The sequence below is a fragment of the Bradyrhizobium sp. UFLA05-153 genome (genome assembly GCF_054185185.1).
Map to the genome: position 1 here is coordinate 64,521 of NZ_JBBIAM010000031.1, position 26,075 is coordinate 90,595.

Annotated in this window: 17 protein-coding genes and 1 tRNA gene; 7 read left to right on the plus strand and 11 right to left on the minus strand. The window is 64.8% G+C overall.

Translation table 11 applies throughout. The annotated features are described in order from the left end of the window. Nucleotides 1-340 precede the first annotated feature (340 nt). The 4 genes from Q2941_RS20165 to Q2941_RS20180 all read left to right on the plus strand — a co-directional run bounded on the left by Q2941_RS20165 (nucleotide 341) and on the right by Q2941_RS20180 (nucleotide 4,945). Complete coding sequence (locus Q2941_RS20165) at nucleotides 341-1,651, plus strand: NAD(P)/FAD-dependent oxidoreductase (protein ID WP_458193516.1); 1,311 nt, start codon at nucleotides 341-343, stop codon at nucleotides 1,649-1,651. A 4-nt stretch (nucleotides 1,652-1,655) separates the two neighbouring features. Next, nucleotides 1,656-2,507, plus strand: coding sequence for a DUF1365 domain-containing protein (locus tag Q2941_RS20170; RefSeq protein ID WP_458193517.1), 852 nt, complete (start codon nucleotides 1,656-1,658; stop codon nucleotides 2,505-2,507). An 89-nt stretch (nucleotides 2,508-2,596) separates the two neighbouring features. Further along, a complete protein-coding gene (locus Q2941_RS20175; RefSeq protein ID WP_027527062.1) occupies nucleotides 2,597-3,826 on the plus strand; it encodes an SAM-dependent methyltransferase in 1,230 nt (409 codons plus the stop codon). Nucleotides 3,827-3,910: 84 nt separating this feature from the next. Beyond that, a complete protein-coding gene (locus Q2941_RS20180; protein WP_458193518.1) occupies nucleotides 3,911-4,945 on the plus strand; it encodes a cysteine synthase A in 1,035 nt (344 codons plus the stop codon). A 97-nt stretch (nucleotides 4,946-5,042) separates the two neighbouring features. Here Q2941_RS20180 and Q2941_RS20185 read toward each other — a convergent pair whose 3' ends face one another. Genes Q2941_RS20185 through Q2941_RS20200 form a run of 4 tightly spaced genes read right to left on the minus strand, consistent with a single transcriptional unit; the run spans nucleotide 5,043 to nucleotide 9,560 of the window. Beyond that, nucleotides 5,043-5,783, minus strand: a complete 741-nt coding sequence (locus Q2941_RS20185) for an amino acid ABC transporter ATP-binding protein (protein ID WP_027527064.1) — start codon at nucleotides 5,781-5,783, stop codon at nucleotides 5,043-5,045. Nucleotides 5,784-5,794: 11 nt separating this feature from the next. Next, nucleotides 5,795-7,315: an amino acid ABC transporter permease gene (locus Q2941_RS20190; RefSeq protein WP_027527065.1), complete on the minus strand. Its 1,521-nt coding sequence runs from the start codon at nucleotides 7,313-7,315 to the stop codon at nucleotides 5,795-5,797. After that, on the minus strand, nucleotides 7,312-8,517 hold the full coding sequence (locus tag Q2941_RS20195) for an amino acid ABC transporter permease (RefSeq protein WP_027527066.1): 1,206 nt from the start codon (nucleotides 8,515-8,517) through the stop codon (nucleotides 7,312-7,314). The genes Q2941_RS20190 and Q2941_RS20195 overlap by 4 nt, the downstream gene beginning before the upstream one ends. Nucleotides 8,518-8,543: 26 nt before the next feature. Further along, nucleotides 8,544-9,560 carry an amino acid ABC transporter substrate-binding protein gene (locus Q2941_RS20200; protein ID WP_027527067.1) on the minus strand — a complete coding sequence of 339 codons (1,017 nt, stop codon included), beginning with the start codon at nucleotides 9,558-9,560 and terminating at the stop codon, nucleotides 8,544-8,546. A 368-nt stretch (nucleotides 9,561-9,928) separates the two neighbouring features. Here Q2941_RS20200 and metC point away from each other — a divergent pair, with 368 nt between their 5' ends. Next, nucleotides 9,929-11,122 carry a cystathionine beta-lyase gene (metC, locus tag Q2941_RS20205; protein ID WP_027527068.1) on the plus strand — a complete coding sequence of 398 codons (1,194 nt, stop codon included), beginning with the start codon at nucleotides 9,929-9,931 and terminating at the stop codon, nucleotides 11,120-11,122. A 135-nt stretch (nucleotides 11,123-11,257) separates the two neighbouring features. Then, complete coding sequence (locus tag Q2941_RS20210) at nucleotides 11,258-12,949, plus strand: Na/Pi cotransporter family protein (protein ID WP_458193519.1); 1,692 nt, start codon at nucleotides 11,258-11,260, stop codon at nucleotides 12,947-12,949. A gap of 124 nt (nucleotides 12,950-13,073) precedes the next feature. On the opposite strand, the gene Q2941_RS20215 is transcribed toward Q2941_RS20210, so the two are convergent. The 6 genes from Q2941_RS20215 to Q2941_RS20240 form a co-directional block, all read right to left on the minus strand. Next, a complete protein-coding gene (locus tag Q2941_RS20215) occupies nucleotides 13,074-13,412 on the minus strand; it encodes a lipid-A-disaccharide synthase N-terminal domain-containing protein (protein ID WP_027527070.1) in 339 nt (112 codons plus the stop codon). After that, nucleotides 13,409-14,140: a glycosyltransferase family 2 protein gene (locus tag Q2941_RS20220; RefSeq protein WP_458193520.1), complete on the minus strand. Its 732-nt coding sequence runs from the start codon at nucleotides 14,138-14,140 to the stop codon at nucleotides 13,409-13,411. Before Q2941_RS20220 ends, Q2941_RS20215 begins: the two co-directional genes overlap by 4 nt. A 63-nt stretch (nucleotides 14,141-14,203) precedes the next feature. Next, on the minus strand, nucleotides 14,204-15,043 hold the full coding sequence (locus Q2941_RS20225) for a phosphatase PAP2 family protein (RefSeq protein WP_458193521.1): 840 nt from the start codon (nucleotides 15,041-15,043) through the stop codon (nucleotides 14,204-14,206). A gap of 1 nt (nucleotide 15,044) precedes the next feature. After that, entirely contained in the window at nucleotides 15,045-16,787 is a 1,743-nt protein-coding gene (locus Q2941_RS20230) for an ArnT family glycosyltransferase (RefSeq protein WP_458193522.1), read from the minus strand. Between the two features lie 50 nt (nucleotides 16,788-16,837). Continuing rightward, nucleotides 16,838-19,045, minus strand: coding sequence for a penicillin-binding protein 1C (gene pbpC / locus Q2941_RS20235; protein ID WP_458193523.1), 2,208 nt, complete (start codon nucleotides 19,043-19,045; stop codon nucleotides 16,838-16,840). An 11-nt stretch (nucleotides 19,046-19,056) separates the two neighbouring features. Beyond that, entirely contained in the window at nucleotides 19,057-24,261 is a 5,205-nt protein-coding gene (locus Q2941_RS20240) for an alpha-2-macroglobulin family protein (RefSeq protein WP_458193524.1), read from the minus strand. A gap of 381 nt (nucleotides 24,262-24,642) precedes the next feature. Between Q2941_RS20240 and Q2941_RS20245 the strand changes: the two genes are divergently transcribed. Further along, nucleotides 24,643-24,719 (plus strand) — tRNA-Arg (locus Q2941_RS20245). A gap of 289 nt (nucleotides 24,720-25,008) precedes the next feature. Here the strand turns inward: Q2941_RS20245 and Q2941_RS20250 are convergent. Next, a complete protein-coding gene (locus Q2941_RS20250) occupies nucleotides 25,009-25,593 on the minus strand; it encodes a hypothetical protein (RefSeq protein ID WP_458193525.1) in 585 nt (194 codons plus the stop codon). Nucleotides 25,594-26,075 lie beyond the last annotated feature (482 nt).

Consider the following 26,075-nt stretch of genomic DNA (forward strand, 5'->3'; position numbering starts at 1 on the left):
GATCAGTTGGGGCGTGGTCTCCGTTTCGTTCACAACGTGATGCTTTCCAGGAACCGTTCCGCATATTAGCTGGGCGTGACCGGGGCGGACAGTCCCGCAACCGCGAAGCCCGCCCCACAAACGGGCTTCACGAAATCGCGAAACACGCTGGTTTTGCCTATCTTTATAGGACTTTCTCGCATTTCGACCCGCTCCCCGGCCGGCGCCAAGCTTACCAACATTTCATGTGATATTGTCGCCACAGCGGGATCGGGACGGCCACAGAAGGGCTGCCCTCCACTGAAACCTGCGCCGCAGCGCACCGTAGCTCTTCCGACATCAAGCGGCAGGGGCATTGAACATGCGCATCGCGGTGATCGGAACGGGCATTGCCGGCAACGCGGCGGCCTGGACGCTCTCACGACGCTATCCGGTGACGGTGTATGAGCGCGAGCAGCGCCCCGGCGGGCATAGCCACACCGTCACGGTCGATTATGACGGCACGCCGATTGCCGTCGATACCGGCTTCATCGTCTATAATGAGCTCAACTATCCCGACCTGACCGCAATGTTCGCCCATCTCGGCGTCGAGACGGTCGAGAGCTGCATGAGCTTTGCCGTCTCCGCTGACGGCGGGCGATTCGAGTGGCGCGGGGGCGGCAACGACTGGTGGTCGACGGGTGCAGGGCTCTTCGCCCAGCCCGGCAATCTGCTCTCGCCGTCCTATCTCCGCATGCTCGCTGACATCGTGAGGTTCAACCGGCAAAGCGTTGCCGACTATCATGCCGGGGGCCTCGCCGGCCTGACGCTCGGCGAATATTTCGCGCAACGCCGTTTCTCGCAGCGGCTCCTCGCCGACTATCTCGCCCCGATGGGGGCCGCCATCTGGTCGACGCCGGCCGACGAGATGCTGGACTTTCCGGCCGAGAATTTCGTCGCCTTCTTCGACAATCACCGCCTGCTGCATCACGACCGCCCGGTCTGGCGCACGGTCAAGGGCGGTTGCCAGCGTTATGTCGAGAAGCTGACTGCGACCTTCAGGGACATCCGGCTCGGCTGCGCCGTCACCGCGATCGAGCGCACCGCGCGCGGCGTCGTCGTCCATGACAGCCACGGCCGGCACGACAATTTCGATCATTTGGTGATCGCCGCCCACAGCGACCAGGCGCTCGCCATGCTGTCCGATGCCGACGCGGACGAGCGCCACCTGCTCGGCGCGATCGGCTATGCGCCGAACACGGTCTATCTGCATCGCGACATCAGGCTGATGCCCAAGCGGAAGCGCGCCTGGGCGTCCTGGAATTTCCTGCGCTGGCAGCGCGAGGGCAGGATCGCCAATGTCGTCGCCGTGACCTACTGGATGAACCGGCTTCAGGGTATCGATCCCGACAAGCCGCTGTTCGTCAGCCTCAACCCGCCGTTCGCGCCGGCGCCGGAGCTCACCTTCGGCAAACATGTCTGCGAGCATCCGCAGTATAGTGCCGCCGCCTTCGCCGCCCAGAAGCGGCTCGGCGAGATCCAGGGACGCCGGCACACCTGGTTCTGCGGCGCCTGGACCGGCTATGGCTTTCACGAGGACGGCCTGCGCTCGGGCCTTCGCGTCGCCGAAGCGCTCGGCGCCGTCGCCCCCTGGCGCGAGGTGCCGGTCGAGCTGGCGCAAGCCGCGGAGTAGCGCGATGGCGACAGAGACCACCCTGCTCGCAAAGGACGCCGCATCGCTCTATGTCGGCGATGTCATGCATGCGCGGTTGAAGCCGATCGGCCACCGCTTCAGCTATCGCGTCATGAGCCTCCTGATCGATCTCGACCGGCTCGAGGAAGCAGACCGGCAATCGGTCCTCTTCGGCGTCAATCGCGCAGGCCTCTACAGTTTCCACGAGGCCGATCACGGCGAGCGCGACGGCTCCTCCTTGCGCGTCTACGCCCAGCGCTGCGCCGCAGGGCGCGGTGTCGATCTGACCGGCGGGCGGGTGATGCTGCTCTGCTATCCCCGTCTGCTCGGCTACGGCTTCAATCCGCTGTCGGTATATTTCTGTTATCGCGCAGGCGGCGAGCTCGCGCTGGTCATCTACGAGGTGCGCAACACCTTTGGCGACATGCATCCTTATGTCCTGCCGGTCGTACCAGGCGAGATGAGCGCCGCCGGCCTGCGGCAGCAGCAAGACAAGCAGTTCTACGTTTCCCCCTTCATCGCGATGGAGATGCGCTACCGTTTCCGCCTCCATCCGCCGTCTGATACCGTTCGCCTGCGCATCCTCGAAACCGACCGCGACGGCCCACTGCTCGCGGCAACCTTCAGCGGCCGCCGCCGCGCGCTGACATCGCGCACGTTGTTGCGGTCGTTCGTCGCCCTGCCGCTCGTGACCCTCAAGGTGATAGCGGCAATCCATTGGGAAGCCTTGCGGCTCTGGCTCAAGGGGGCGCGGCTGACACCACGACCGAACGTCGCAGGCAGGCCCGACGGCAAGGCTGCCGATCAAACCGGCTTGGCGGCCGCCGAGCCGCGCGTTTATACTATTCATCGCTGACTGCCTGCGGGGGCGCTCTCGGGTCCAGCGAGAACCGGGATGGGCGCGGCTGCCTGAGTGGTCGGACGGTGCCAGTTCAGGTGATGCCGATGTCGAACGCGATTCCGGTCACCCCCGACAATGTCGAGACGGTCCTCGCCGACCTGCCGCGTCTGGTCCGCCTCGCGCTCGCCTTCGGCTCACGGCTGAGGCGCGGCACGCTCGACGTGATCCTGCCCGACGGTCGCATCATTCGGCTCGGCGGCTTTGAGCCGGGCCCAAATGCGGTGATGCGGCTGCACAATTACGATTTTGCCCCGCGCCTGATCAATGGAGGCGATATCGGGATTGCGGAAGCCTATCTCGCCGGCGATTGGGACACGCCCGATCTCACGCAGTTCCTCTATCTCTTCTGCGTGAACCACGACCTGATCCAGGCCATGCTCCGCGACAAGCCGCTGATGCGCCTCGTCCAGGTGCTCCGGCACTGGTTCAACCGCAACACCAGGCGCCAGGCGCGGCGCAACATCCATGCGCATTACGACATCGGCAACGCCTTCTATTCGGCCTGGCTCGATCCGAGCATGACCTATTCCTCGGCGCTGTTCGAGGAGCACACCACGGATCTCACGGCAGCCCAGACCAACAAGTATCGCAGGCTCGCCGAAGCCATCGATCTCAAGCCGGGACAGAAGCTGCTCGAGATCGGCTGCGGCTGGGGTGGCTTTGCCGAATACGCGGCCAAGACTTTTGGCGCGCATGTTGTCGGGTTGACGATCTCAACCGAGCAGCGCGACTTCGCGCAGAGGCGCATCCAGGACGCCGGCCTCGCCGAGAGGGTCGAGATCCGCCTTCAGGACTACCGCGATGAGCGCGACCGGTATGACCGCATTGCCTCGATCGAGATGATCGAGGCCGTCGGCGAGCAGTTTTGGCCGAAATATTTCGCGCAACTGCGTGATCGACTGCTCCCGGGCGGCCTTGCCGGCATCCAGGCCATCACCATCCAGGACGGGCTGTTTCAGACCTATCGCCGCGAGGTCGACTTCATCCAGCGCTACGTATTTCCCGGCGGCATGCTGCCCTCGCCCGCCGTGCTCAAATCGCTGGGCGAGACATTTGGCGTGCCTGTCATCCGGGAGCGCATCTTTGGGCAAGATTATGCCAAGACGCTTGCCACCTGGCGAAATAACTTCCGCAGCGCCTGGCCGAACCTCGTGCCGCTCGGCTTCGACGATCGGTTCCGGCGGCTCTGGGAGTACTATCTCTCCTATTGCGAGGCCGGTTTCCTCTCTGGGAATATCGACGTCCGGCAGGTCGTCTTCGCAAAGCAGCATTAAGACTTTGTACCCTCGCCTTGTGTGGCCGCAGACCCTACTTTAGGGTCTCGATCACCTCACAGAACCAGCCGGTAATTGCCTGACATGACCATCAAAAACGACGTTGTCGAAGCCATCGGCAACACCCCCCTCATCAAGCTCAAGCGTGCGTCCCAACAGACCGGCTGCACCATTCTCGGCAAGGCCGAATTCATGAATCCCGGCCAGTCGGTGAAGGACCGCGCCGGCAAATGGATGATCTTGGAGGCCGAGAAGCGCGGCGAGCTGAAGCCGGGCGGCCTCGTGGTCGAGGCAACCGCCGGCAACACCGGCATCGGCCTTGCGGTCGTGGCGAGCGCGCGCGGCTATCGCACCCTGATCGTGATTCCGGAGACCCAGAGCCAGGAGAAGAAGGATTTCCTGAAGCTGTGCGGCGCCGAGCTCGTCGAGGTGCCGGCGCTGCCTTACGCCAATCCCAACAACTACCAGCATGTCGGGCGCAGGCTCGCTGACGAGCTGCGCAAGAGCGAGCCCAACGGCGTGCTGTTCGCCGACCAGTGGAACAACCTCGACAATGCCAAGGCGCACTACGAATCCACCGGGCCCGAGATCTGGGAGCAGACCGGCGGCAAGGTCGACGGTTTTATCTGCTCGGTCGGCACTGGCGGTACGCTCGCTGGCATCAGCCGCTACCTGAAGGAAAAGAACAAGGACATCGTCACCGCCTGTGCCGATCCGCACGGCTTCGCGATGTACGAACTTTTCAAGAATGGTGAGCTCAAGTCGACGCCGGGCGATTCGATCACCGAAGGCATCGGCCTCGGACGCAAGACACCGGTCGTGGAGACCGCGAACGTGGATGACGCATTCCTGATCTCCGATGAGGAAGCCGTCACTATCATCTATGATCTGCTTCAGCACGAGGGCCTGTGCCTCGGCGGCTCGACGGGCATCAACATCGCCGGTGCCATTCACCTGGCGAAGAAGCTCGGCCCCGGCAAGACCATCGTCACCGTGCTGGCCGATTCCGGCAGCCGCTACCAGTCGAAGCTTTTCAATTCGGACTTCATGCGCGCCAAGAATCTGCCGGTGCCGACCTGGCTGGAGAAGCGCAGCAACATCAAGCCGCCGTTCGTGTGAGGCTCGTAGGGTGGGCAAAGCGAAGCGTGCCCACCGCTTCTGTCGCGATCGTGGAGAGATGGTGGGCACGGCGCTACACCCACCCTTCACGAGCAGATCACCGCAGGATTTGGCTCAGGAACAACTGTGAGCGCGCGTGCTGCGGGTGGGCGAAGAATTCCTGCGGCGTGTTGGACTCGATGATCTGACCGGCGTCCATGAACACCACGCGGTTGGCGACCTCCTTCGCAAAGCCCATTTCGTGAGTGACGACCAGCATGGTCATGCCCTCCTTGGCGAGGTCGACCATGGTGTCGAGGACTTCCTTGACCATTTCGGGGTCGAGTGCCGAGGTAGGTTCGTCGAACAGCATCACCTTCGGGTTCATGGTGAGCGCGCGCGCAATCGCGACGCGCTGCTGCTGGCCGCCGGACATCTGGCCCGGAAACTTGTTGGCCTGGTGCGGGATCTTGACCCGCTCCAGGAATTTCATCGCAGTCGCCTCGGCCTCCTTCTTGGGAATGTTGCGCACCCAGATTGGCGCCAGCGTGCAATTGTCGAGCACCGTGAGGTGCGGGAACAGATTGAAGCTCTGGAATACCATGCCGACCTCGCGGCGCACTGCGTCGATGTGTTTCAGGTTCGGCCCGAGCTCGATGCCGTCGACGACGATCTCCCCCTCCTGAAACTCCTCCAGCGCATTGATGCAGCGGATCAGCGTCGACTTGCCTGAGCCCGACGGGCCGCAGATCACGATGCGCTCGCCCTTCTCGACCTCGAGATCGATGTCGCGCAGGACGTGAAAGTCGCCGTACCATTTGTTGAGGCCGGAAATCTTGACGATCGGGCTGGTGGACATGGTGACCTTGTTCAGTTGCGGCGATGAGCGTTGAGCCGGTTCTCGACGAAGAGCGAGTAGCGCGACATTCCAAAGCAGAAGAGGAAATAGAGGACGCCGGCGAAGGCAAAGCCGGTGAATGCCGTCGACGGCGTCGACCAGACCGGGTCGGAGAAGGATGCCCTGAGCGAGCCGAGCAGGTCGAACAGCGCCACGATCGAGACCAGCGAGGTGTCCTTGAACAGCGAGATGAAGCTGTTGACGAGGCTCGGGATGACGTGGCGCAGCGCCTGCGGCAGCACGATCAGCGAGGTGGTCTTCCACCAGGACAGCCCCAGTGCGGAAGCCGCCTCCCCCTGCCCGCGCGGAACCGCAGCGAGCCCGCCGCGAATGTTTTCGGCCTGATAGGCGCCGGTGAACAACGCAATGCCGATCAGTGCGCGCACCAGGCCGTCGACCGTGAAATTGCCCGGCAGGAACAGGGGCAGCATGTAGGTGGCGAAGAACAGCACGGTGATCAGCGGCACGCCGCGCCAGAATTCGATATAGGCGATCGAGAAGATCCGGATCAGCGGGATCGTGGAGCGGCGCCCGAGTGCCAGCGCGATGCCGATTGGCATGGAGGTGACGATGCCGGTCACGGCGACCACCAGCGTGACCAGGAGCCCGCCCCACAGGCGTGTATCGACGATCGGCAGGCCGCCGTGATCGAGCCCCATCAGCTTGATCACGATCGCCATGCCGATGAAGGTCGCTATGCTTGTTGCGAGCGCGCGCCAGCCGGTGCGCATTCCCCCGCCGAGGAAGAACAGGATCAGCGAGACGACGATGGTCGTGATCGCGAAATCGATCCAGACCGACTGGCTACTCGCCTGGATCTGATCGCGCAGCCAGGTCAATGGGAAGATCAGCCACTGGATCGCGGTGCCGACCAGCACGATGAAGTTTCCGACGACCCAGAGCAGCGGCCCGATGGCCGAACTCTTGCCGAGGCTGACCAGCACCTGCCCCGCGCCGATGACGCTGTCATCGAACAGTTGCAGCAGGCCGGCGGTCCAGCTCAGGCCGAAACCGGTGATGCCGCCGCCGTGCATCAGGAAGAACGCGACCACCGGAAGGGCGAAGAAGAACAGCCCGGCATTGAGCCCCTTCGCCGGCAGGCGCGGAATGAGCAGCGGCAGCAAGAGGACTGCCGCCAGGATGAAGGTCAGATTGACCCGCCAGCGTTCGGCCTCGGGATAGAAGCCGTAGATGAGCTGCGGAAGCTTCGCCTGGATATAGGGCCAGCAGGCACCGACCACATATCCGGCATTCTCGGGCAGGCACGCCGTACGGTCCTTGCCGGTCCAGACGGCGTCGACCAGCAGGAATCTGAAGGCGGGAATGACCATGTACCAGAGCAGCAATGCTCCAAGGATCGTCAAGAGAATGTTGGTCGGCGAGCTCAACAGGCGCGTGCGCACGAGGCCGACGAAGCCGGTGGTCTTCACCGGCGCAGGCCGCTCCGCAACGAGGTCCTGGCGAACGAAGGATGACGCGGTGATATCCGTCATGCTCCCAGGCTCCGATTGATGCGCCAGCCATAAACGCTCATGACCGCGCTGGTGAAGAGCGAGATCAGGAGGTAGACGGCCATCGTCATGGCGATGATCTCGATCGCCTGCCCGGTCTGGCTGAGCGACGTGCCGGCGAACACGGAGACCAGATCGGGATAGCCGATGCCGACGGCAAGCGAGGAGTTCTTGGTGAGGTTGAGATACTGGTTGGTCAGCGGCGGCACGATGACACGCATGGCCTGCGGCACCACGATCAGCCGCAGCGTGGTGCCGCGGCTCAGGCCGAGCGAGGATCCCGCCTCCATCTGTCCCTTGTGCACGGACAGGATACCGGCGCGCACGATCTCGGCGATGAAAGCGGCCGTATAGGTCGACAACGCCACCGCCAGCGCCACGAATTCCGGAATGATCCGCGAGCCGCCGGCAAAATTGAAGCCCTTGAGCTGCGGCAGCTCGAAGGTGAAGGGCAGACCGAAGATCAGCATCGTGACGAGCGGGAGCCCGAACAGAAGGGCCAGCAGGTAGGGCCAGATGCGGATCATGTGGCCGTATTGATAGAGCGCACGCCGCGCGTAGATCCGCAACGCAAGCGAGGCAACGATGCCGAACGCGAGCACCGCGAGGAACGGCACGAATCCGCTCTCGCCGATCGGGCTGGGAACGACCAGCCCGCGATTGCTGATGAAGGCGATGCCCAGCAGCGAGATGCTCTGCCGCGGGTTGGGCAAGGCCGCGAGCACCGCGAGGTACCAGAACAGTAGCTGGAACAGGAGCGGCAGGTTGCGGATGATCTCCACATAGATCTCGCCGACACGCGACAGCAGCCAGTTGGGCGAGAGCCGGCACAGCGCGACGATGAAGCCGATGACGGTGGCGAAGACGATGCCCACCACCGAGACCACCAGCGTATTCAGAAGTCCGACCACGAACACCCGCAAGAACGTGTCCGAGCCGGTGTAGGGGATCAGGGTCTGATTGACGTCGAAGCCCGCGTTGTTCCTCAGGAAGCCGAAACCGGCAGCAATGTGCTGGTTTTCCAGGTTGGCGCGGGCATTGGAGATGATCTCATAGGCCATCCAGCCCAGGATCGCGGCGAAGGCAAGCTGGACGGCAACGCCGTTCCAGCCAGCCTTACCACCGAGAGCGCGCCTCAGCTTCAGCGCGATCTGCGGTGGTGGTTTACGGGCCTCGGTGCTCATCGCCGCAAGCCGTGGGCTTGATCAAATCAGCGGATCGGCGGCGCGTACTGGAGACCGCCCTTGTTCCAGAGGCTGTTGAGACCGCGGGCGATACCGAGCGGTGAGCCGGAGCCGACGTTACGGTCGAACACCTCGCCGTAATTGCCGACCAGCTTCACGATCCGGACCACCCAGTCCTTGGTCAGGCCGAGCTGTTCGCCGAAATTGCCGTCGGTGCCGAGGACGCGCTTCAGCTCCGGATTGTCCGCCTTCGCCTTCTCGTCGACGTTCTTGGAGGTGATGCCGAGCTCTTCGGCCGTGACCATCGCGAACAGGGTCCATTTCACGATGTCGAACCACTGATCATCGCCGTGACGCACCATCGGGCCGAGCGGCTCCTTGGAGATGATTTCCGGGAGCACCATGTGGTCGTTGGGATTGGCAAGCTTCAGGCGGTTGGCGTAGAGACCCGACTGGTCCGTGGTGAAGACGTCGCAGCGCCCGGATTCATAGGCCTTGACCGTCTCGTCGTTGGTGGCGAACGCGATCACCTCGTACTTCATGTTGTTGGCCTTGAAGTAGTCGGCGAGATTCTGCTCGGTGGTGGTGCCGGTCTGGACGCAGACCGAGGCGCTGTTGAGTTCCAGCGCCGAATTCACCTTGAGCGACTTCTTCACCATGAAGCCCTGGCCGTCGTAGTAGTTCACGCCGGCGAAATTGGCGCCGAGCGAGGTATCGCGCGAGATCGTCCAGGTGGTGTTGCGCGAGAGCATGTCGATCTCGCCGGATTGCAGCGCGGTGAAACGGTCCTTTGCGGACGTCGGCACGTATTTGACTTTCGTCGCATCGTTGAAGATGGCCGCCGCGACCGCGCGGCAGAGGTCGACGTCGAGCCCGGTCCAGTTGCCCTTGTCGTCCGGCGACGAGAAGCCCGGCAGGCCCTGGCTGACGCCGCAGGACAGCATGCCCCTGTCCTTGATCGTCTTGAGCGTTTGCGCTTGGGCGGCCGGGGCGGACAGGCCGGCGGCGAGAGCAAGGGTGAGAACCAAAGTTACGCGTTTCATGGGCTGTGGCCTTTCAAGGACGTCGCTTGGGACGCGACGTACGGTCATCTCTAAAGGGCGTAGAGGAACGTTCGTTGAACATCATTCGCTGAACGTCGTGCAAGCTGTGGGCCAACCCCGAGATCCCTGCCGAAAACCTTAAAGGACCCAGGCTGTCACGCATGGTCCGTCAGGCGGTGGATCGAAAGGTCGCGGCAAGCCCCTCAACATGCGGCGACAGAATAGCACCTGCGCATCACAGAACGACTGGCGAGCCGGGTCAAGGGGTTGACGGGACTCTTCTGTGATCTGTTATTACGAGACGCGGCCAACCAGCCGTCCCGCGAGGGGCTTTCCCCTCGCCCACAATCGCCTTTGAAAGCACTCGCATGAATTCTTCCGAGGGCGCAAAGCCCTTTTCGCAGCACCCCGACACCCGGTTGGTGACCTCCGGCCGTGACACCAAGGCACAGAAGGGCTTCGTCAATCCGCCGGTCGTCCACGGCTCGACCGTGCTCTACCCGACCGCCGAGGACCTGCACGCCCATCGCGGCGAGTTCCAGTACGGCCGCCACGGCACGCCCACCACCAGGGCGCTGCAGGAGACGCTGATGGCGCTGGAGGGACCGAACTGCGCCGGCGTCGGCATTGCGCCGTCGGGCCTGGCTGCGATCACGACCACCCTGCTCGCGGTGCTGAAGGCAGGCGATCACCTGCTCGTCTGCGACAACGCCTATCGGCCCTCCCGCAATTTCTGCAACGGCCTGCTCGCGCGCTACGGCGTCGAGACCACCTATTTCGATCCGCTGATCGGCGCAGGCATCGAGGCTCTGTTCAAGCCCAACACGCGCGCGGTGCTGGTGGAAGCGCCGGGCTCGCAGTCCTTCGAGATGCCCGACATTCGCGCGATTGCCGAGGTCGCGCATGCCCGCGATGCGCTCGTCATCGACGACAACACCTGGGCGACGCCGCTCTATCATCGCTCGCTCGACCAGGGTGTCGACATCAGCATGCAGGCTGCGACCAAATATATCGGCGGCCATTCCGACATCATGTTCGGCACCATCTCCGCCAATGCAAGAGCCTGGCCGCTGGTGACCGAAGCCATCCGCCTGCTCGGCGCCTGCGCCGGTCCCGACGACGTCTTCCTCGCATTGCGCGGCATGCGCACGCTGTCGGTGCGGCTGGCGCAGCACTATCGCTCGGGGCTCGACGTGGCGCGCTGGCTCGCCACGCGGCCGGAGGTCGCGCGCGTGCTCCATCCCGCGCTCGAGACTGATCCGGGCCACGCGATCTGGAAGCGCGACTTCACCGGCGCCTCGGGCCTGTTCAGCCTCGTGCTGAAGCCGGCGCCGCAGAAGGCCGTCGATGCCATGCTCGATAGCCTCAAGCTGTTTGGCATGGGCTACTCCTGGGGCGGCTTCGAGAGCCTTGCTATCCCCTTCGACTGCGACAGTTATCGCACGGCAACGAAGTGGGCTCCGGGCGGTCCGACGCTGCGTCTGCACATCGGGCTCGAGAGCGTCGAGGACCTCAAGGCCGATCTCGATCGCGGCTTTGCTGCCTTCAACGCGGCAATTTGAGCTTCGAGATTAGGCATCCCGCCTAGCAAACGCGCCGCAACAAAGGTTGATATTGGCGCGTTGCAACAAAATCGTTGATCCGCGGTCGTATGGGAATAGCCTGACTCTTCGACTCAATTCCGAGGGACGCGGAGCATGGGAAGCATGGTTCTGCTCGACCTGATGGGCGGCGTGGCGCTGTTACTGTGGGGCCTGCATATGGTCCACAGCGGCATTTTGCGCGCTTTCGGTCCCGACCTGCGGCGGCTGCTCGGCCGAGCGCTGAGCAACCGCTTCAGCGCCTTTGCGGCCGGGCTCGGGCTGACTGCGCTGCTCCAGAGCAGCACGGCGACGGCCCTGATCACCAGTTCGTTCGCGGCCGAAGGCCTTGTCAGCCTGGTCGCCGCGCTTGCCATCATGCTCGGTGCAAATGTCGGCACCACGCTGATCGTGCAGGTGCTGTCCTTCAACATCGCGGCCGTCGCTCCCGTCCTATTCGTGCTCGGGCTCGTCGCCTTCCGCTCAGGGCCCCGCTCGCGGATCAAGGACATCGGCCGCGTCTCGATCGGTCTCGGCCTGATGCTGCTGTCGCTGCATATCCTGCTGGATACACTGGCGCCGGCCGAGAACGCCCCTGGCGTCCGCGTCGTGATGTCGGCCATCACCGGGGATCCCGTGCTCTGCATCGTCATCGCCGCCGTCATCACCTGGGCGGTGCATTCGAGCGTCGCCAGCGTGCTATTGATCATGTCGCTGGCCTATTCCCAGTTCATCTCGCCCCATGCTGCGCTGGCGCTCGTCCTCGGCGCCAATCTCGGCAGCGCAATCAATCCCGTGTTCGAAGGCGCGCGGCGTGACGATCCGGCCAGCTATCGCCTGCCGGTCGGCAATCTGATCAATCGCGTGGCCGGGATCGCGCTGGTGCTGCCGTTCCTTCAAGGAATCGCCGACCAACTGCACCTCTGGCAGCCGGATCTCGCAAAGATGACGGCCGCCTTCCATATCGCCTTCAATCTTGCAACGGCGGCGATCTTCATCGGGCTGCTCGATGCCCTGTCGCGGCTGCTGACCTGGCTGTTTCCCGATCGCGTACGGGAGGAGGACCCTGCCCGCCCGCGTTATCTCGACGAGACGGCGCTCGAGACCCCCTCTCTCGCGCTGGCGGATGCCGCCCGCGAAACGCTGCGCATGGGCGATCTCGTCGAGGTCATGCTGCGCAAGGTGATGGCGGCGATGATGACGGGCGACCGCGCGCTGGTCGAGCAGGTCTCGAAGACGGACAACATCGTCGACAGCCTCGATGAGTCCATCAAGCTCTACGTGACAAAGTTGACGCGCGGCAGCCTGGACGAGGGCGAGGGCCGGCGTGCGATGGAGATCATCTCCTTCGCCATCAATCTCGAGCATATCGGCGACATCATCGACAAGAATTTGAGCGAGCTCGCCACCAAGAAGATCAAGCGACGCTTCCAGTTCTCGGCCGAGGGCGCCGAGGAGCTGGCTGCCTTCCACAAGCGGACGATGGACTCGCTGCGTATCGCCTTCGGTGTGTTCATGTCGGGCGATGCCAACGAGGCGCGCAAGCTGCTGGTGGAAAAGTCCGCGCTGCGCAACACCGAGCTTGCCGCCGTCGAGCGGCATCTCGATCGCCTGCGCGAGGGGCGGCCCGAGACCATCGAGACCACCTCGCTGCATCTGGACGTGCTGCGCGACCTGCGCCGCATCCACTCGCATATCTGCTCGGTGGCCTATCCCGTGCTCGATGCAGCCGGCGAGCCCTACCGCAGAAACGAGGCCGAGGCGGCCACCCTGCCCGCCTCTGGCGCGGCGTCCGCTCTGCCGCGCTAGTTTGTCCGATACGCCTTATCTACCAGATGCTTGGCGCTTAGACCGGCGATCGCCGGTCTACTTTGCATGGGGTTGTTTTCGACATTGTCGTCGAACGGGCCCAAAAGCCTCGGTCCGAACAGGGTCAGCGATCCAGCGTCTTCGAGGCGCGGCCGCGGTTTTTGACGATCAGCATGATGTTGCGGATGTAGATGATCGTCGCGAGCGCTTGTCCGAGGATGATGACCGGCTCGCGCTTCACGACGCCATAGACCAGCGTCATCAGCCCGCCGCCCATGGAGCAGAACCAGAAGGCCATCGGCACCACGCTGTTTCCGGCACGCTCGCTCGCGATCCATTGCACGAGAAAGCGCGCCGTGAAGAACAGCTGTGCGACCAGGCCGAAGGCGAGCCAGAAGTCGAACTTGGCGACGAAGACGTCGTAGAGATAGTTGCTCAGCGCCTGGCCGTATTGGATGATCATGCCTTCACCTCAGTGACATCTGGTGTCGGCTTCTTACGGCGGATCAACCACCACACGCCGGCGAGATCCATGATCCCGATCCATAGCCGGTCGAAGAAACCGTAGTTTGACACGCCGGCACGGCGCGGCCGGTCGACAACGTCAACATAGGCGATCTCGAAACCCTCCCGGCGCACCAGCGCCGGCAGGAAGCGATGCAATCCGTCGAAATAGGGCAGCATCAGAAACACCTCGCGGCGGAACGCCTTCAGACCGCACCCGGTGTCGCGCGTCCCGTCCTTCAGGATCGTGCTGCGCACGCGGTTGGCGATGCGCGACTGCAACTTCTTGAAGCCGGTGTCCTTGCGCCCGACCCGCTGGCCGGCGACGAGGCCGATGCGCTCGCTTTTTTCGACCGCCGCGATCAGGTCTGGCAGGAAGGCCGGATTGTTCTGGCCGTCGCCGTCGAGTGTCGCCACGATCGCGCCGCGCGCCGCCCGCACGCCGCTCCGCACGGCCGCAGACTGCCCGGTTGACTTCGCATGACGGAGCTGACGCAGGTTGCCCCGCTGCTTCATGATGGCCGACAGCCGCTCGCCGGTCGCATCCGTCGAGCCGTCATTGACGTAGACGATCTCAAAGGCCCAGCGGCCATCGAGCGCAGCGCCGATCTCCTCGATCAGAGGCGCGATATTGTCCGCCTCATTGCGCACGGGGACGACGATGGAAACCGAGGGCTGGAACGACAAATCGATGCTCGTGGTTGGAATTGGCCCGCGGCGGGAACCGGTCCGGTCGGCAGGCAGCCGCTTTTATGGGGCGGATGCCCCGCGGGCAACCCTTTTGAGGCGGCCGAACACCGGCCCCGGAAGCGCCACGATCACCCCGTCGCTGCCGATGGCGAAGCCGAGCCGGCGCGCCGCAAACCAGTAGCGCACCGCCATGGTGCCGACGATGCCGACCAGGGCGCCGGCAACGACGTCACTCGGATGATGGGCGAGCAGCACCAGCCGCGTCAGCAGGATCACGACGGCATAGGTGAACATGAACACGCGCAGCCTGGGCCACAGCGCGCTCACCGCAAAGGCCAGCGCGAACGCCGTCACTGCATGGCCGGAAGGAAGGCTCGCATGGGCTTCCGTTCCACTGAAGGGAATGAAGTTGAAGGCGTTGGCCTTGCCGCCGACGAAGGGCCGGCCGCGGCCAATGACGTATTTCAGGACCTCGCCGACCAGCACTGAGAACAGCACGGAAAAGAAGATGAATTGCAACCGCGTGCCGAAGCCGAGCAGCAGCGCGCGCGAGGTGCCGTGCCGGTCGGCTGCGACCAGCGCCACGACCACCAGCGCAGCGGCGAGCGTCGTCAGCACATACTCGTCCTTGCCGAAATCGGTGAGGATCTTGATCGGCCACAGGCCCGGCGTGCCGCGCGCGGGCATCATCTGGATCTCGCTCATATCGAACGCGACCATCAGCGCGATGATCAGGGCCGCGCCCGCAACACTCAGCCAGAGCGAATGCCGCGCCAGCCGGCGCGCCGCCTCCGCGCGCCGCGAATGCGAGGGAGCGCGGACGAGCTGCGTCAGCGCGTGGCCTGAGACCGTCAGCAATTGCGCGCCGTAGCTCGATCGATGTGCGATTTCACCGGGCATCCTATTCCGAGCCCTCCGAGCGGAAGATCGCGATCGAGATCGCGCGCCCTTGCGAGAAGTTGTAGCCGTCGATGCGCGAGCCGACGCGGTAGCGCAGCCCGATCGCCTCGGCACGCTGGACGAAGCTGCGCTCGGAACGCTGCTCGATGAACGCAAAGCGGCAGCTTCCCTGCTTGAGGAAATCGGCGGCACCCGAGCCGTCGGTCAGCAGCGTCGACGTCCCCGTCAGGAAGACCAGGCTCGGCTCGTGATAGCCGGCGGAGGCCGCCTTCGGGCCGACGCAGCGCACGTTGCGCAATTCGCGCGCGATCTCGACGCTCGGAAACAGCGGCGTCAGCGACGGCAGGACCAGGCCCCAGACCACGACCGCCAGCATCAGCGCCGCAACCAGCGCGTTGAGCAGCGAGCGTTCGGCGCGGTTATTGTCGTAGAGCCACCAGGCGAACAGGCCGAAGATCAACGACGCCGCGATGAACGGCCAGGCGGCGAAAGCCGGCTGGCGCGTCAGCATGACGGCGCCGACGACCGCCGCGATCGAGCCGAGCGCAGGGATTGCGAACCACCAGGCCGAGCCGCGCATCAGCCAGGAGCGCGACAGCACGCGCCGCTCCAGGGCGCCGGCCGTGAGGATCGCGATCGCCGGATAGAGCGGCAGCACGTAGTGCGGCAGCTTGGTCAGCACCGCCTCGAACACGATCCAGGATGGGATCAGCCACGCCAGCAGATATTGCGCGCCGGGCTCGCGCCGGGCCCGCCACACCGCCGGCGCCGCCATCGCCGCAAGCGGCGCGCCCGGCCAGAAGGTGATCCAGAACAGGACCAAGTAGAGTCCGGGCGGCGCGCCATGGGATTCCTGGGCGCCAAGCTTGCTCAACATGTCGCCGCCGACGGAATCGGCGAAGAACGCATCGCCCGCACGCCAGAAGATCGCGATGAACCAGGGCAGCACCAGCACCAGCACCCACATCAGGCCCCAGAGCGGGCGCAGCCGCCACAGCCAGGATGCGTCGCGGTCCTGGATCGCCAGCACGATGATGGTGAGCGCGGCGAACATCAGGATCAGCGGCCCCTTGATCAGGATGCCGACGGCGATCGCGGTCCAGAAGATCGCGGGATAGCTCCATGGCGGATGCGCCTCGTCCTCGCCGCGCTGCCAGGCGAGATAAACCCGCCCCATCGCGCCCATCGCCGCAACCACGGTGAAGAGCAGCACGGCGTCGGTCTTGGCAAGCCGCGCCTCGACGCCGAGCAGCACGGACGCGCACATCACCAGCGCCGCGAGCACGGCGGCGCGGCGCGTGACGAAGCCGAGCGCGGTCCAATAGGTCATCAGCATCGCACCGATCGCGCCGATGAGTGACGGCACCCGGTAGACCCAGATGCGCAACTGGGCGCGCGGCAGACCGAGCGCGGACGCGGTGTGAACGGCGGCCGCTTGCAGCCAGTAGATGCCGACCGGCTTCTTGTAGCGGACGTCGTCCTGGAAGCGGATGTCGACATAGTCGCCGGTCTCGACCATCTGTTTGGTCGCCTGCGCAAAGCGCGCCTCGTCGCGATCGACGGGCGGAATCGTGAAGAAGCCGGGCAAGAGCAGAAGCAGCGCGCAGAGCAGCAGGAAGCCGATTGCGCGGGCGTGGCTGCCGGTGACGGCATCGATCACGCGCACGAACCGGTTGCCCGGATTTACGGGGGTTTTCGGCTCGCGCGGCTCTCCGAAACGGGGGCGGGCATAGGTCTCGACCATTGGTTCCGCATACGCTGAAACCGCCACCCCTACAACCGCTTAAGCCGGGATCATTGAATTCGAATGACAACTGTGTCGGCGGCGCCCGTGGCGTCGATCACGGTCAGCCGCGCAAAGCCCGGCCCGGGCGGATCGATCAGCCGCTGGCGCCGTCCGTCGATCTCGCCGAGCGCGGTGCCGTTGACCAGTATGGTCATGGGCAGAACGCCGCCGGCGACCTTCACAGGCATGGTGGCAGCCTCGCTACCCGCCGAGCGGTCGACGTCGATCCGGGAACCGTTCAGGGGAAACTGGATGTGGGGCGCCTGCTCGCCGCCAGTGCGGACGAGTTCCCCGACGGGACGGAACCGCCTCAGGGGTAACGGCAGCTTGGCGTTACTGGCGACCAGGGTTCCCTTCGGTGGCTTGGGCAACGGAACCGGCAACTTTCCGCTCCGGGCGAAGGCATCGAACAGGATGGGCGCCGCTGCCACGCGGCCGATCAGGCCGGGAACCGGCGCGCCGTCGGGACGGCCGACCCAGACGGCGATGGTCATGCGGCCGTCGAAGCCGACCGACCAGGCATCGCGATAGCCGTAGGAGGTCCCGGTCTTGAAGGCGATGCGATTGTGGGCGGCATTTTCGGGGGGCGGCGTACCAAGGAGCACGTTGCCGACCTGCCAGGCCGCGACCTGGTCGAGCAGCCGCAGCGGCTCGCGCGCGTCCGTGTCGGTCATGACCTCGCGCAGCGGGCGCGTGGTTCCGAGCCTGGCGATGCCCGAATAGAGCTGCGCGAGATCCTGAAGCGTGACGCCGACACCGCCGAGGCCCATGGCAAGACCCGGCGCCTCGTCCTTAGGGAGCACCAGATTGCCGCCGGCCTGCCGCAGCCGCGAGGCCAGGCGGCTGGAACCGACACGGTCGAGCAGCACGATCGCCGGCACGTTCAGCGACATCTGCAGCGCCTTCTTGACCGGCACCGTGCCCTGGAACGTCATGTCGAAATTTTCCGGCGCGTAGGAGCCGAAGCGGACCGGGCGATCGTCGATCAGGCTGTCGGGGTGGACGAAGCCGTCCTCGAAAGCGAGGCCATAGATGAACGGCTTCAGGGTCGAGCCCGGCGAGCGCAGGGCGCGGGTCATGTCGACCTGCCCTGCCCGGCTCTCGTCGAAATAATCGGCGGAGCCGACGCGCGCCAGCACGTCGCCGCTCTCATTGTCGACGACGATGATGCCGACCGAGATGTTTGCACCCAGCGCAATGGCGCGGTCGCGCGCGAGCGGCTCCAGCACCTTCTGGAGATTGGCATCCAGCGTCAGCTTGATGACCGGCGTATCCTTGACGGTTGAAAGCGCGGTATCGGACGCATGCGGCGCCAGGATCGGCATCGGCTTGCGCAGCTTCGGCACGGGCACAGCCTTCGCCTGTTTCGCGTCATCAGCGCTGATCTGATGCTCCTCGACCATGCGGTCGAGCACGCGGTCGCGCGCCTTGCGCGCAGCCTCGGGATAGCGATCGAGCCGGCGTGTTTCCGGTGATTGTGGCAATGCGACCAGAAGCGCGGCTTCAGCGAGCGACAGCCGCTTCGGCTCCTTGCCGAGATAGGCGATGGACGCTGCACGGATGCCCTCGAGATTGCCGCCATAGGGCGCCAGCGCGAGATAGAGATCGAGGATCTGGTCCTTGCTCAGGCTACGCTCGAGTTCGATGGCGCGCACGATCTGCCGCAGCTTCGCATGGAGCGAGCGCTGCCGCCGCGGCTCCATCAGCCGCGCCAGCTGCATCGTGATGGTCGAGCCGCCCGAAACGATGTGGCCGCGCGTCCCAAGCTGGATCGCAGCGCGCGCGAGCGCGAGCGGATCGACGCCGTGATGCGCGTAGAAGCGCTGGTCCTCATAGGCGAGCAGCAGCTTCACATAAGTCGGATCGACGTTCGCCTTGGTCTCGACCGGCAACCGCCAGCGCCCGTCGGCCATCGCATAGGCGCGCAGGAGTTTTCCGTTGCGATCGACGATGGTGGTGGAGACCTGGCGCGCCTCGTCGAGCGGCAGCGGGCCGAGGGAGATGGCCCAGGCGACGAAGGCGCAGATGGTGAGGATGAGCGTCAGCGCGAGGGCAGAGAGGACATGCGTGATTCCGCGCCCGCCCTCCCTGCCATCATTCCGGGATGGTCCGAAGGACCAGACCTCCGAGCGCAATTGCGCTTCGGGGAATCTCGAGATTCCGGGTTCGGCTCTTGGAGCCGCCCCGGAATGACAAGAAACGTCCACCTCGCTCATCTCATCCACACTCACTTCGCCGCGCGCACCTCAACCGACCCAGTCCCCGTTCGGCCATATCGCGAGGGATTGTACATGTCCTCGACATAGGCCTGCGGCAGCACGTATTTGCCGGGCGAGACCGCGCGCACGATATAGGCGACGGTGAAGACCGACTTGGCGTCCGAGGCCCGGTCGACCGCAGCGGTGAAGCGGTCGTCGCGGAACTCGGTATCCTCCGGCTCCACACCATCCTCGATCCAGTCCAGCGTGCCGCTGTCGCCCGACGACACCAGCTTCGGATTGTCGATCTCGAGACCCGCCGGCAGATAGTCGGACACCATGATGTGCCCGTACTCGGGCTTGGCCTCGGTGATCTTCAACACCACAGCGAAGCGATCGTTCTGTTTGACCTTGCTGATGTCGGCAGGCTTGCCGTCGAGCGTGAAATAGCTGCGCTCGATCTTGAAGCCGCTTGAAGCCGCAGGTTCCGGCGTGACAGGCGAGCCTGATACCGAGACCACGGCCTGTATCGGAGCATCACCCGTGTTGGTGATCTTCAGCGGCTTGCCTTCCAGCGTCGCCGCCTTGTAGCTGCGGTACAGCGCGGTCTTGACCGGCTGGCCGTCGACATCGAGCGACAGGTTTTCCTTCGCCAGTGCCCGCGCCGCCAGCACCAGCCACGCATTCTCCTGCGTCGAGGTGTAGGGCGTCAGTCCGCGCGCGGTCTCGACACGGGACACGGCCTGCGTCAGCGTCGCCTTCGGCGCGTTGCCCTCGCTGGCGAGCGAGACGAATGCTGCGGCATCGCGAAGCTGCGAGCCGTAATCGCTGCGGCCGAACTCCAGCACCGGCTTTGGCGCGAGCGAGTCGAGCGCGGCACCATAGACCCGCTCCGCGCGGTTGCGGTCGCCGACCAGCGCGAGCGCCGCCGCAAGCTGTGATTTGGCGATCGGCGTCGCCAGGTTGTTCAGCTTGGTATCGGCGAGATAGCGGAGATCGCCGATGGGGGCAGCGCCATTGCGCGCGAGCACATAGAGGCCGTAGGCGAGATCGCGGCCGCCGTCCTTCTCAGGCTCGTTGGCGTTGACGACGGAGTTGCGGATGCGGTCGAGCGCGTTCTTGAACAGCACGTCCGGCACCACAAAGCCTTTTTCACGGGCGCGGCTGAGGAAGTCCGTCACGTAGGCATCCAACCAGGCGTCGTCGCCACCGGCCGACCACAGCCCGAACGAGCCGTTCGAGCCCTGACGGGCCAGCAACCGCTCGATCGCGTCGCGGATGCGCTGATCGACCTCGGTGTCCATCGCAAGATGGGCGCCGGCCGCGAGCTCGTTGACGTAGAGCAGCGGCATGGCGCGGCTCGTGATCTGCTCCGAACAGCCATAGGGATAACGATCGAGCGCCTTGAGGATCGTCGCGGCGTCGAGCGCGGTCGACAGGCTCGCCGAGACCGAGACGCTGCCCGTGCCCGGCACGAGGTCCGAGAACATGTCCGAGGTCAGCGTCAGGCTCTCGCCCTTCGCCAGGGTGCGGATCGAGCGGCGCGCCAGTACCTGCGTCGCCGCCTTGACGTCGAGCGCGTAGTGCCGCGCGAGCGCCAGTCCGTTCGGCCCCTTGATGTCGACGTCGAGCGTCGCCTGCCCCGCCGCGGTCGCATCGAGCGCGAGCGAGAACGAATTGCGCTGCTTGGCGGCGAGCTTGATCGTGGTTGCGGGATTGCCGGTCATCTTCACCGGGCCGCCCGTTTTCACGTTGATCGTGTAGTCGCCGGCCTGGCCCTCGACATTGTCGATCTCGAGATTGACCGTGCCGTGGTCGCCATTGAGCAGGAAGCGCGGCAGGGTCGCCGTCAGCACCACGGGATCGCGGATCACGACGTCGGTATTGGCACGGCCAAGCTTTGTCGCGGTCCACGCCACCGCCATGACGCGCGCGGTGCCGGCGAACTCCGGGATGTCGAAGCTCACTTCCGCGGTGCCATCAGCGGCAACCGTGACAATGCCCGAATAGAGCGCAAGCGGCTTTTGTATGGGCGGCGAGCCCTGCAGCTCGGCTCCGCCCGCGTCGCCGCCGGACTTGATCTGGCCGCGCGTGCCCGACATGCCGTCGATGAGCTGGCCGTAGAGATCGCGGATCTCGGCGGTCAGGCGGCGCTGGCCAAGATAGTAGTCGTCCGGAGCCGGCGGCCTGTAGTTGGTGAGGTTGAGAATGCCGACATCGACCGCCGCGATGACGATCTTGGCATCCTCGCCCGGGTTGAGCCCGTCGAGCTTCACCGGGATCTTCAGCATCGAATTCGGCCGGATCAGCGCCGACGGCGTCAGCTTCACGGCGAGCGTGCGCGTCTGCTTGTCGATGCCGAACCACTTCAGCCCGATTGCCCGGCCAGGCATGCGCTGGGCCGCCGCATCGAGCGGCCGGCGCAAAGTCGCCACCACGTAGGCGCCGGTGCCCCAGTCGTTGCCGACGGGGATCTTGACCTGCGCTGTACCTTCCTTGACGTCGACGGTCTGCGTCGTCAGCAGGCGATCGCCCAGCACGTTGATGGTGAGCTTGCCGGCGCTACGCACGTTCACCGACACCGTCATGGTGTCGCCGGAGGCGTATTGCGGCTTGTCGATCGAGGTCTCCAGAAGGTCGGGTGTGTCGGCGCTGCCGTCCGAATACCAGCCGACATCGAACTGCACCGACGTCACCGGACCGTCCGCGTCGTTCGACTTCACGTCCAGCCGGTAGCGTCCCGGCCGTGGGTTCAGCGAAATGCGCGACGGCTTGTCGGCGGTAATGGTGAGATCGCCGTCAGCGACGCGCGAGGTCGACTTGACCGGCTCGTACTCCCAGTAATTGTTCTGGCGATACCACTGGTAGCGCGACTCCATCTTGAGGAGCTCATAGCGCAGTCCGTCGCGCTGCAGCGTCTTGCCCTCCGGCGAGACGAACACCACGTCGAACTCGGCCTTGTCGCCCTCGGCAACGTTTCTGTCGCCGAACAGCGGCTTGACGCCAAGCATCGCGGCCGCGGGTGCGACCGGCAGCACGAGCTTGCGCTCGACGGCGCGGCCGCCCGTCTCCGCCATGCGGACGAAGATCTGCGCCTCCTGCGGCCGGGTCGAAGCCGGCTGCTTGTCCAGCGTGACCGGGAAGGTCGCGACGCCGTTGGCGTCGGCCTCGGGGAGGTTTTCGAGCGGCGTGCGCTCGTTGCTGGTGCTCTCCTCGTCGGCAACGCCGAACTGGTAGCCGGCAAAGCCCGGCCGCTCGTCGGCTGGCGCCACCAGCATGTCGCCTTCGAGCTGCAGGCCCGAGGCCGGCGCGCCATAGAGGAAATGGCCGTCGACCTTCAGTTCGACCGGAGCATTCGCCTTGATCAGCTTGTCCTTGGACGTGAGATCGAATTCGATCCGATCCGGGACGTAATCCTCGACCATGAAAGTGGTCTCGCCGACCGACGCGCCCTTCGGGTCGGTGAAGGCGCGCACCCGCCAGGTCCCGGTCGGGACCGCGGAGTTGAGCGGAACCGAGAGCGTGCGGCCGCCGGCGCCCTGGTCGGACAGCACGGCGCGGCGGAATTCGACGCCGTCGGGGCGCTCGATCACCAGCGTCAGCGGCCCGCCGGTCACGGCATTGCCCTGCCCGTCGCGCAACAGCGCAGTCAGGTACACGGTCTCGTTGGATCGGTAGACGCCACGCTCGGCATAGACGAAGGCATCGGCGCCGGCCGGCACCGCGCGTCCCGCCACGCCGCGATCGGTGAGATCGAAGGCGCTGGTCTTGAGGCTGAGGAAGGCATAGTCGGTCTTCTCGCCGTTGACCGTCAAAAGCGCCGGCGACAGCCCGCCCTCGCCGCGCGCCAGCCCCGCCTCGAACAGCACATGGCCGGCATCGTCGGTCTTGCGGGTCGCCAGAATCTCGTTGTTGCGGGCGACCAGCCGCACCTCGGCTTTGCCGACCGGATCGGTCGAGGCCAGCGAATTGATGAAGACGTGGATGCCGTCATTGCCGGAATAGGCTGTGACGCCGAGATCCGAGACGATGAACCACTGCGTCGCGAGCTGGGAATCGTCGTCGCTGCCCGGCCCCTTGGCCGCGGCGGTCATCACGTACACGCCGGGCTGGAGATCGCCGAGTGCCTGGTCGACCGGGAATGCGGTGATGACGTCCTGGTTTAGCGTCATCACGGTCGCGAGCTCGCCGGACCACACCTTTACGCCGCGCTCGCCGCCGAGATCGGAGAGCTGGTAGCGCGACAGCGTTTTCTGAAAATCGCTGTCGACGACCGTGTTGATCAGGTTGCGGTCGCCGATCCGGAACACGTTGATGTTGACCGCCGGCGTATTGACGCTGACCACGGGAATGCCGCGCTGGCCGGTCCGCGGCAGCACATAGGCGCGGCTGGTGAAGCGCACGAACGGCTTGCGGTCGCGCACATAGATGTTGAACTCGGCCGATTTCGGCAGCCCCTCCTTCACCGTTGACGGCAGGCCGGCGCGTAAGTTGACGTTGTAGCGTTCGCCATGCTTGAGGCCATCGACGCAGAGCTGCTTGCCCTCGGCCGACAGCGCCGGCTTGTCGGTGCCTGCGAGCGCCAGGAACGGCGCGAAATCGGTGCGCTTGGCCAATTCCTCGGAGAACTGGAAGCAGGCGCGCGGGCTCGCCGAGTCGGAATCGACGGTGTAATCGAGCAGCCGGAAGCCATGCTCGTCCCGCAGCTTCTCGTAACTCCCGCGGACGTCGGCAACCTCCCGCATGTCGAGCGACAGCCGCAGCGCATCCAGCGCCGGCCGGAACAAATGCCGCTCGGAGAGCGACTTGCCGAGCACCGCGAGCGCATCCGCCTCCTCGCCCGCATTGCCGGCGCGCATGTAAGCTATGTAAGCGGCGGTCGAGGCGCGCTCGAGCAGAAAAGTCTGCTCGCTCGAGCTCTTCGGCGCGATCTGGAAGATCACCTTCGCAAGGCGCAGCCAGTTGCCGGCATCCTCAGGCGTGGTGGCGGCGATCTGGCCGAGCATGGAAAGACCGCTGCGGCCATCGTTGCGCCGGAAGGCGGCATCCGCGTCGGTGCGCAGGGTCGCGTTGGTCTTGGCGACCGACCCCGCCTCGCTCTTGATCTGGGCCTCCAGCTTGATCGCGGCATCAGCGAGATCGTCGCGCTTGAAGGCCTTGTCGGCGGCCTGCGCCGATACCAGGCCGAGCGCCAGCGTTGCGCAGATTGTGACGGCGCGAACCAAACCGATCATGATGGACTCCCGGGAGCGCGGACAAGCGCCGCGTATGCGATGAAATGCGCGGAAAGGTGACAGACTCAAGGCGATGGAACCAGAATAGCAAAACGTCGCATGCGCCATTGGCAAGCAAGCCCGAGTGGGCCTCCGAAGTGCCGCCCCTGGCGCCGCCGAAGCCTGTGGCAGCACCGGACAAAATCAGCCGGTGGACCGGGTCCCGAACGCGAGTGCGACGTCTGGAGCGTCGCTGGGCAGAACGGGACGAGAAGAGTCCATCGCTTCGCTTGGTCGCGCGACCGGGGAAAACGGTTCGATCCGGACTTGGCGGACGTGCGGATTTTTCATATTTGGCGTGCTAAGACGTCGCCGGGCCCCATCCCCCGGGGCTGTCCAGACGGTCCCGTAGCTCAACTGGATAGAGTAGCGGATTTCTACTCCGCGGGTTGCAGGTTCGAGTCCTGCCGGGATCGCCAATAATCTCAACAGCTTGACACCTTCGTTCTCGAAATCTTCGTGTCTCATTTGCTGTTGAAGAAAACCCTTTGAATTCAGGCATTCCCGTTTAGTCACGCCCAGTCGATGATACACGGATCGTACACGGCGCTTCGTAGTTTGTTCTCTATTGACGAAGACTGCACCCAATGAAAAAGCCCGCCAGCCGAAGCTGACGGGCTCTTATGTCCGGTCGCGGCAGGAACGGTTGGGCTGGAATCCCCCGCGACCTTTTGAGGATGCGCTTCAATCGTTGATGAAGTGTTGCCGCTAGGCGAATTGGTCCCGCATCGATTCCGCCGACGGGCCGCCAACCAGATCAATGAGCAGTTGCCGAGCCATCAGGTTGCGCCAGTCGGTCTCCTCATCGCGATCCCGCCAATCCATGATGCAAACGAGCGCGACCAGCACCTTCGACTTCCGGCCGGCTTCCGTTCTCGCGGGGATGGACCACATCCTGTCAATAAGGCCAGCCATGCGATCGAAGTGGTCTTCGCTCAAGGCGATCAGCCGCTCGAGCTCTAGGCCATCCGGCGTCGACATGACAGCCTCCCAGCGCGCGTCAGCACTGAGATATCGCCCCGCCGTCTTTTCTTCCTGCAACCGTCTCTCGTAATCGGCGTGCCGAATATCTTGGAGCCGCGGTATCTCACCATTGGCGCAAGATACCTGCCACGCCCGCCATGCCTCGAAAATCTCCTCCTCGAGCCGCAGCAGTGCGCTGTCATCGTCTGGCGACGCGGCGAGCGTGGTTACGGGCACAGCCACCGCAGCCGCCCCAGCGCCGGCCGTAGCCGCCGCCAGCCATGTTGCGAATTGCCTGCGCGTGGTAGTTTTGGAATTAGCCTGCATCATGAGAGCCTCTCTTGATTTGGGTTAGAGCCGAGGCGGAAGCTGAACCCTTCCCCTCGGCTTGCTTCTATGGTACCAAGGTTTATGGCAAAGACAAGTGTGGTACCAAAGAAAAAACGCGGCCCTGCACCGACCGGCAAGGGGATTCAAGTCGGCGAGCGTTGGCACCCCTCCGAGCTAGCCGCAATTGATGCCTGGATCGCCGCGTCGGCCGACAAGACCCTTACCCGGGCTCACGCGATCCGGCGCTTGGTAGCGCTCGGGCTGAAGGCGAAGAAATGAGCGAACTGGTCGGGCTGCTTCAGACGCTAGCGCCCGGCTATTGGCTCATGATCGCGGGCGGCATCTTGGTAGTTCTCGGCGTATTCGGCCTGCTGATGCGGCGGTCTAGCCGGCCGAGCCCTGAAGTATGGAGCGACAAACAGGATGAGAGCGACGCGTCAATCAAGATGAGACGAGGCGGCCGAGTCAGGCGATAATTGACG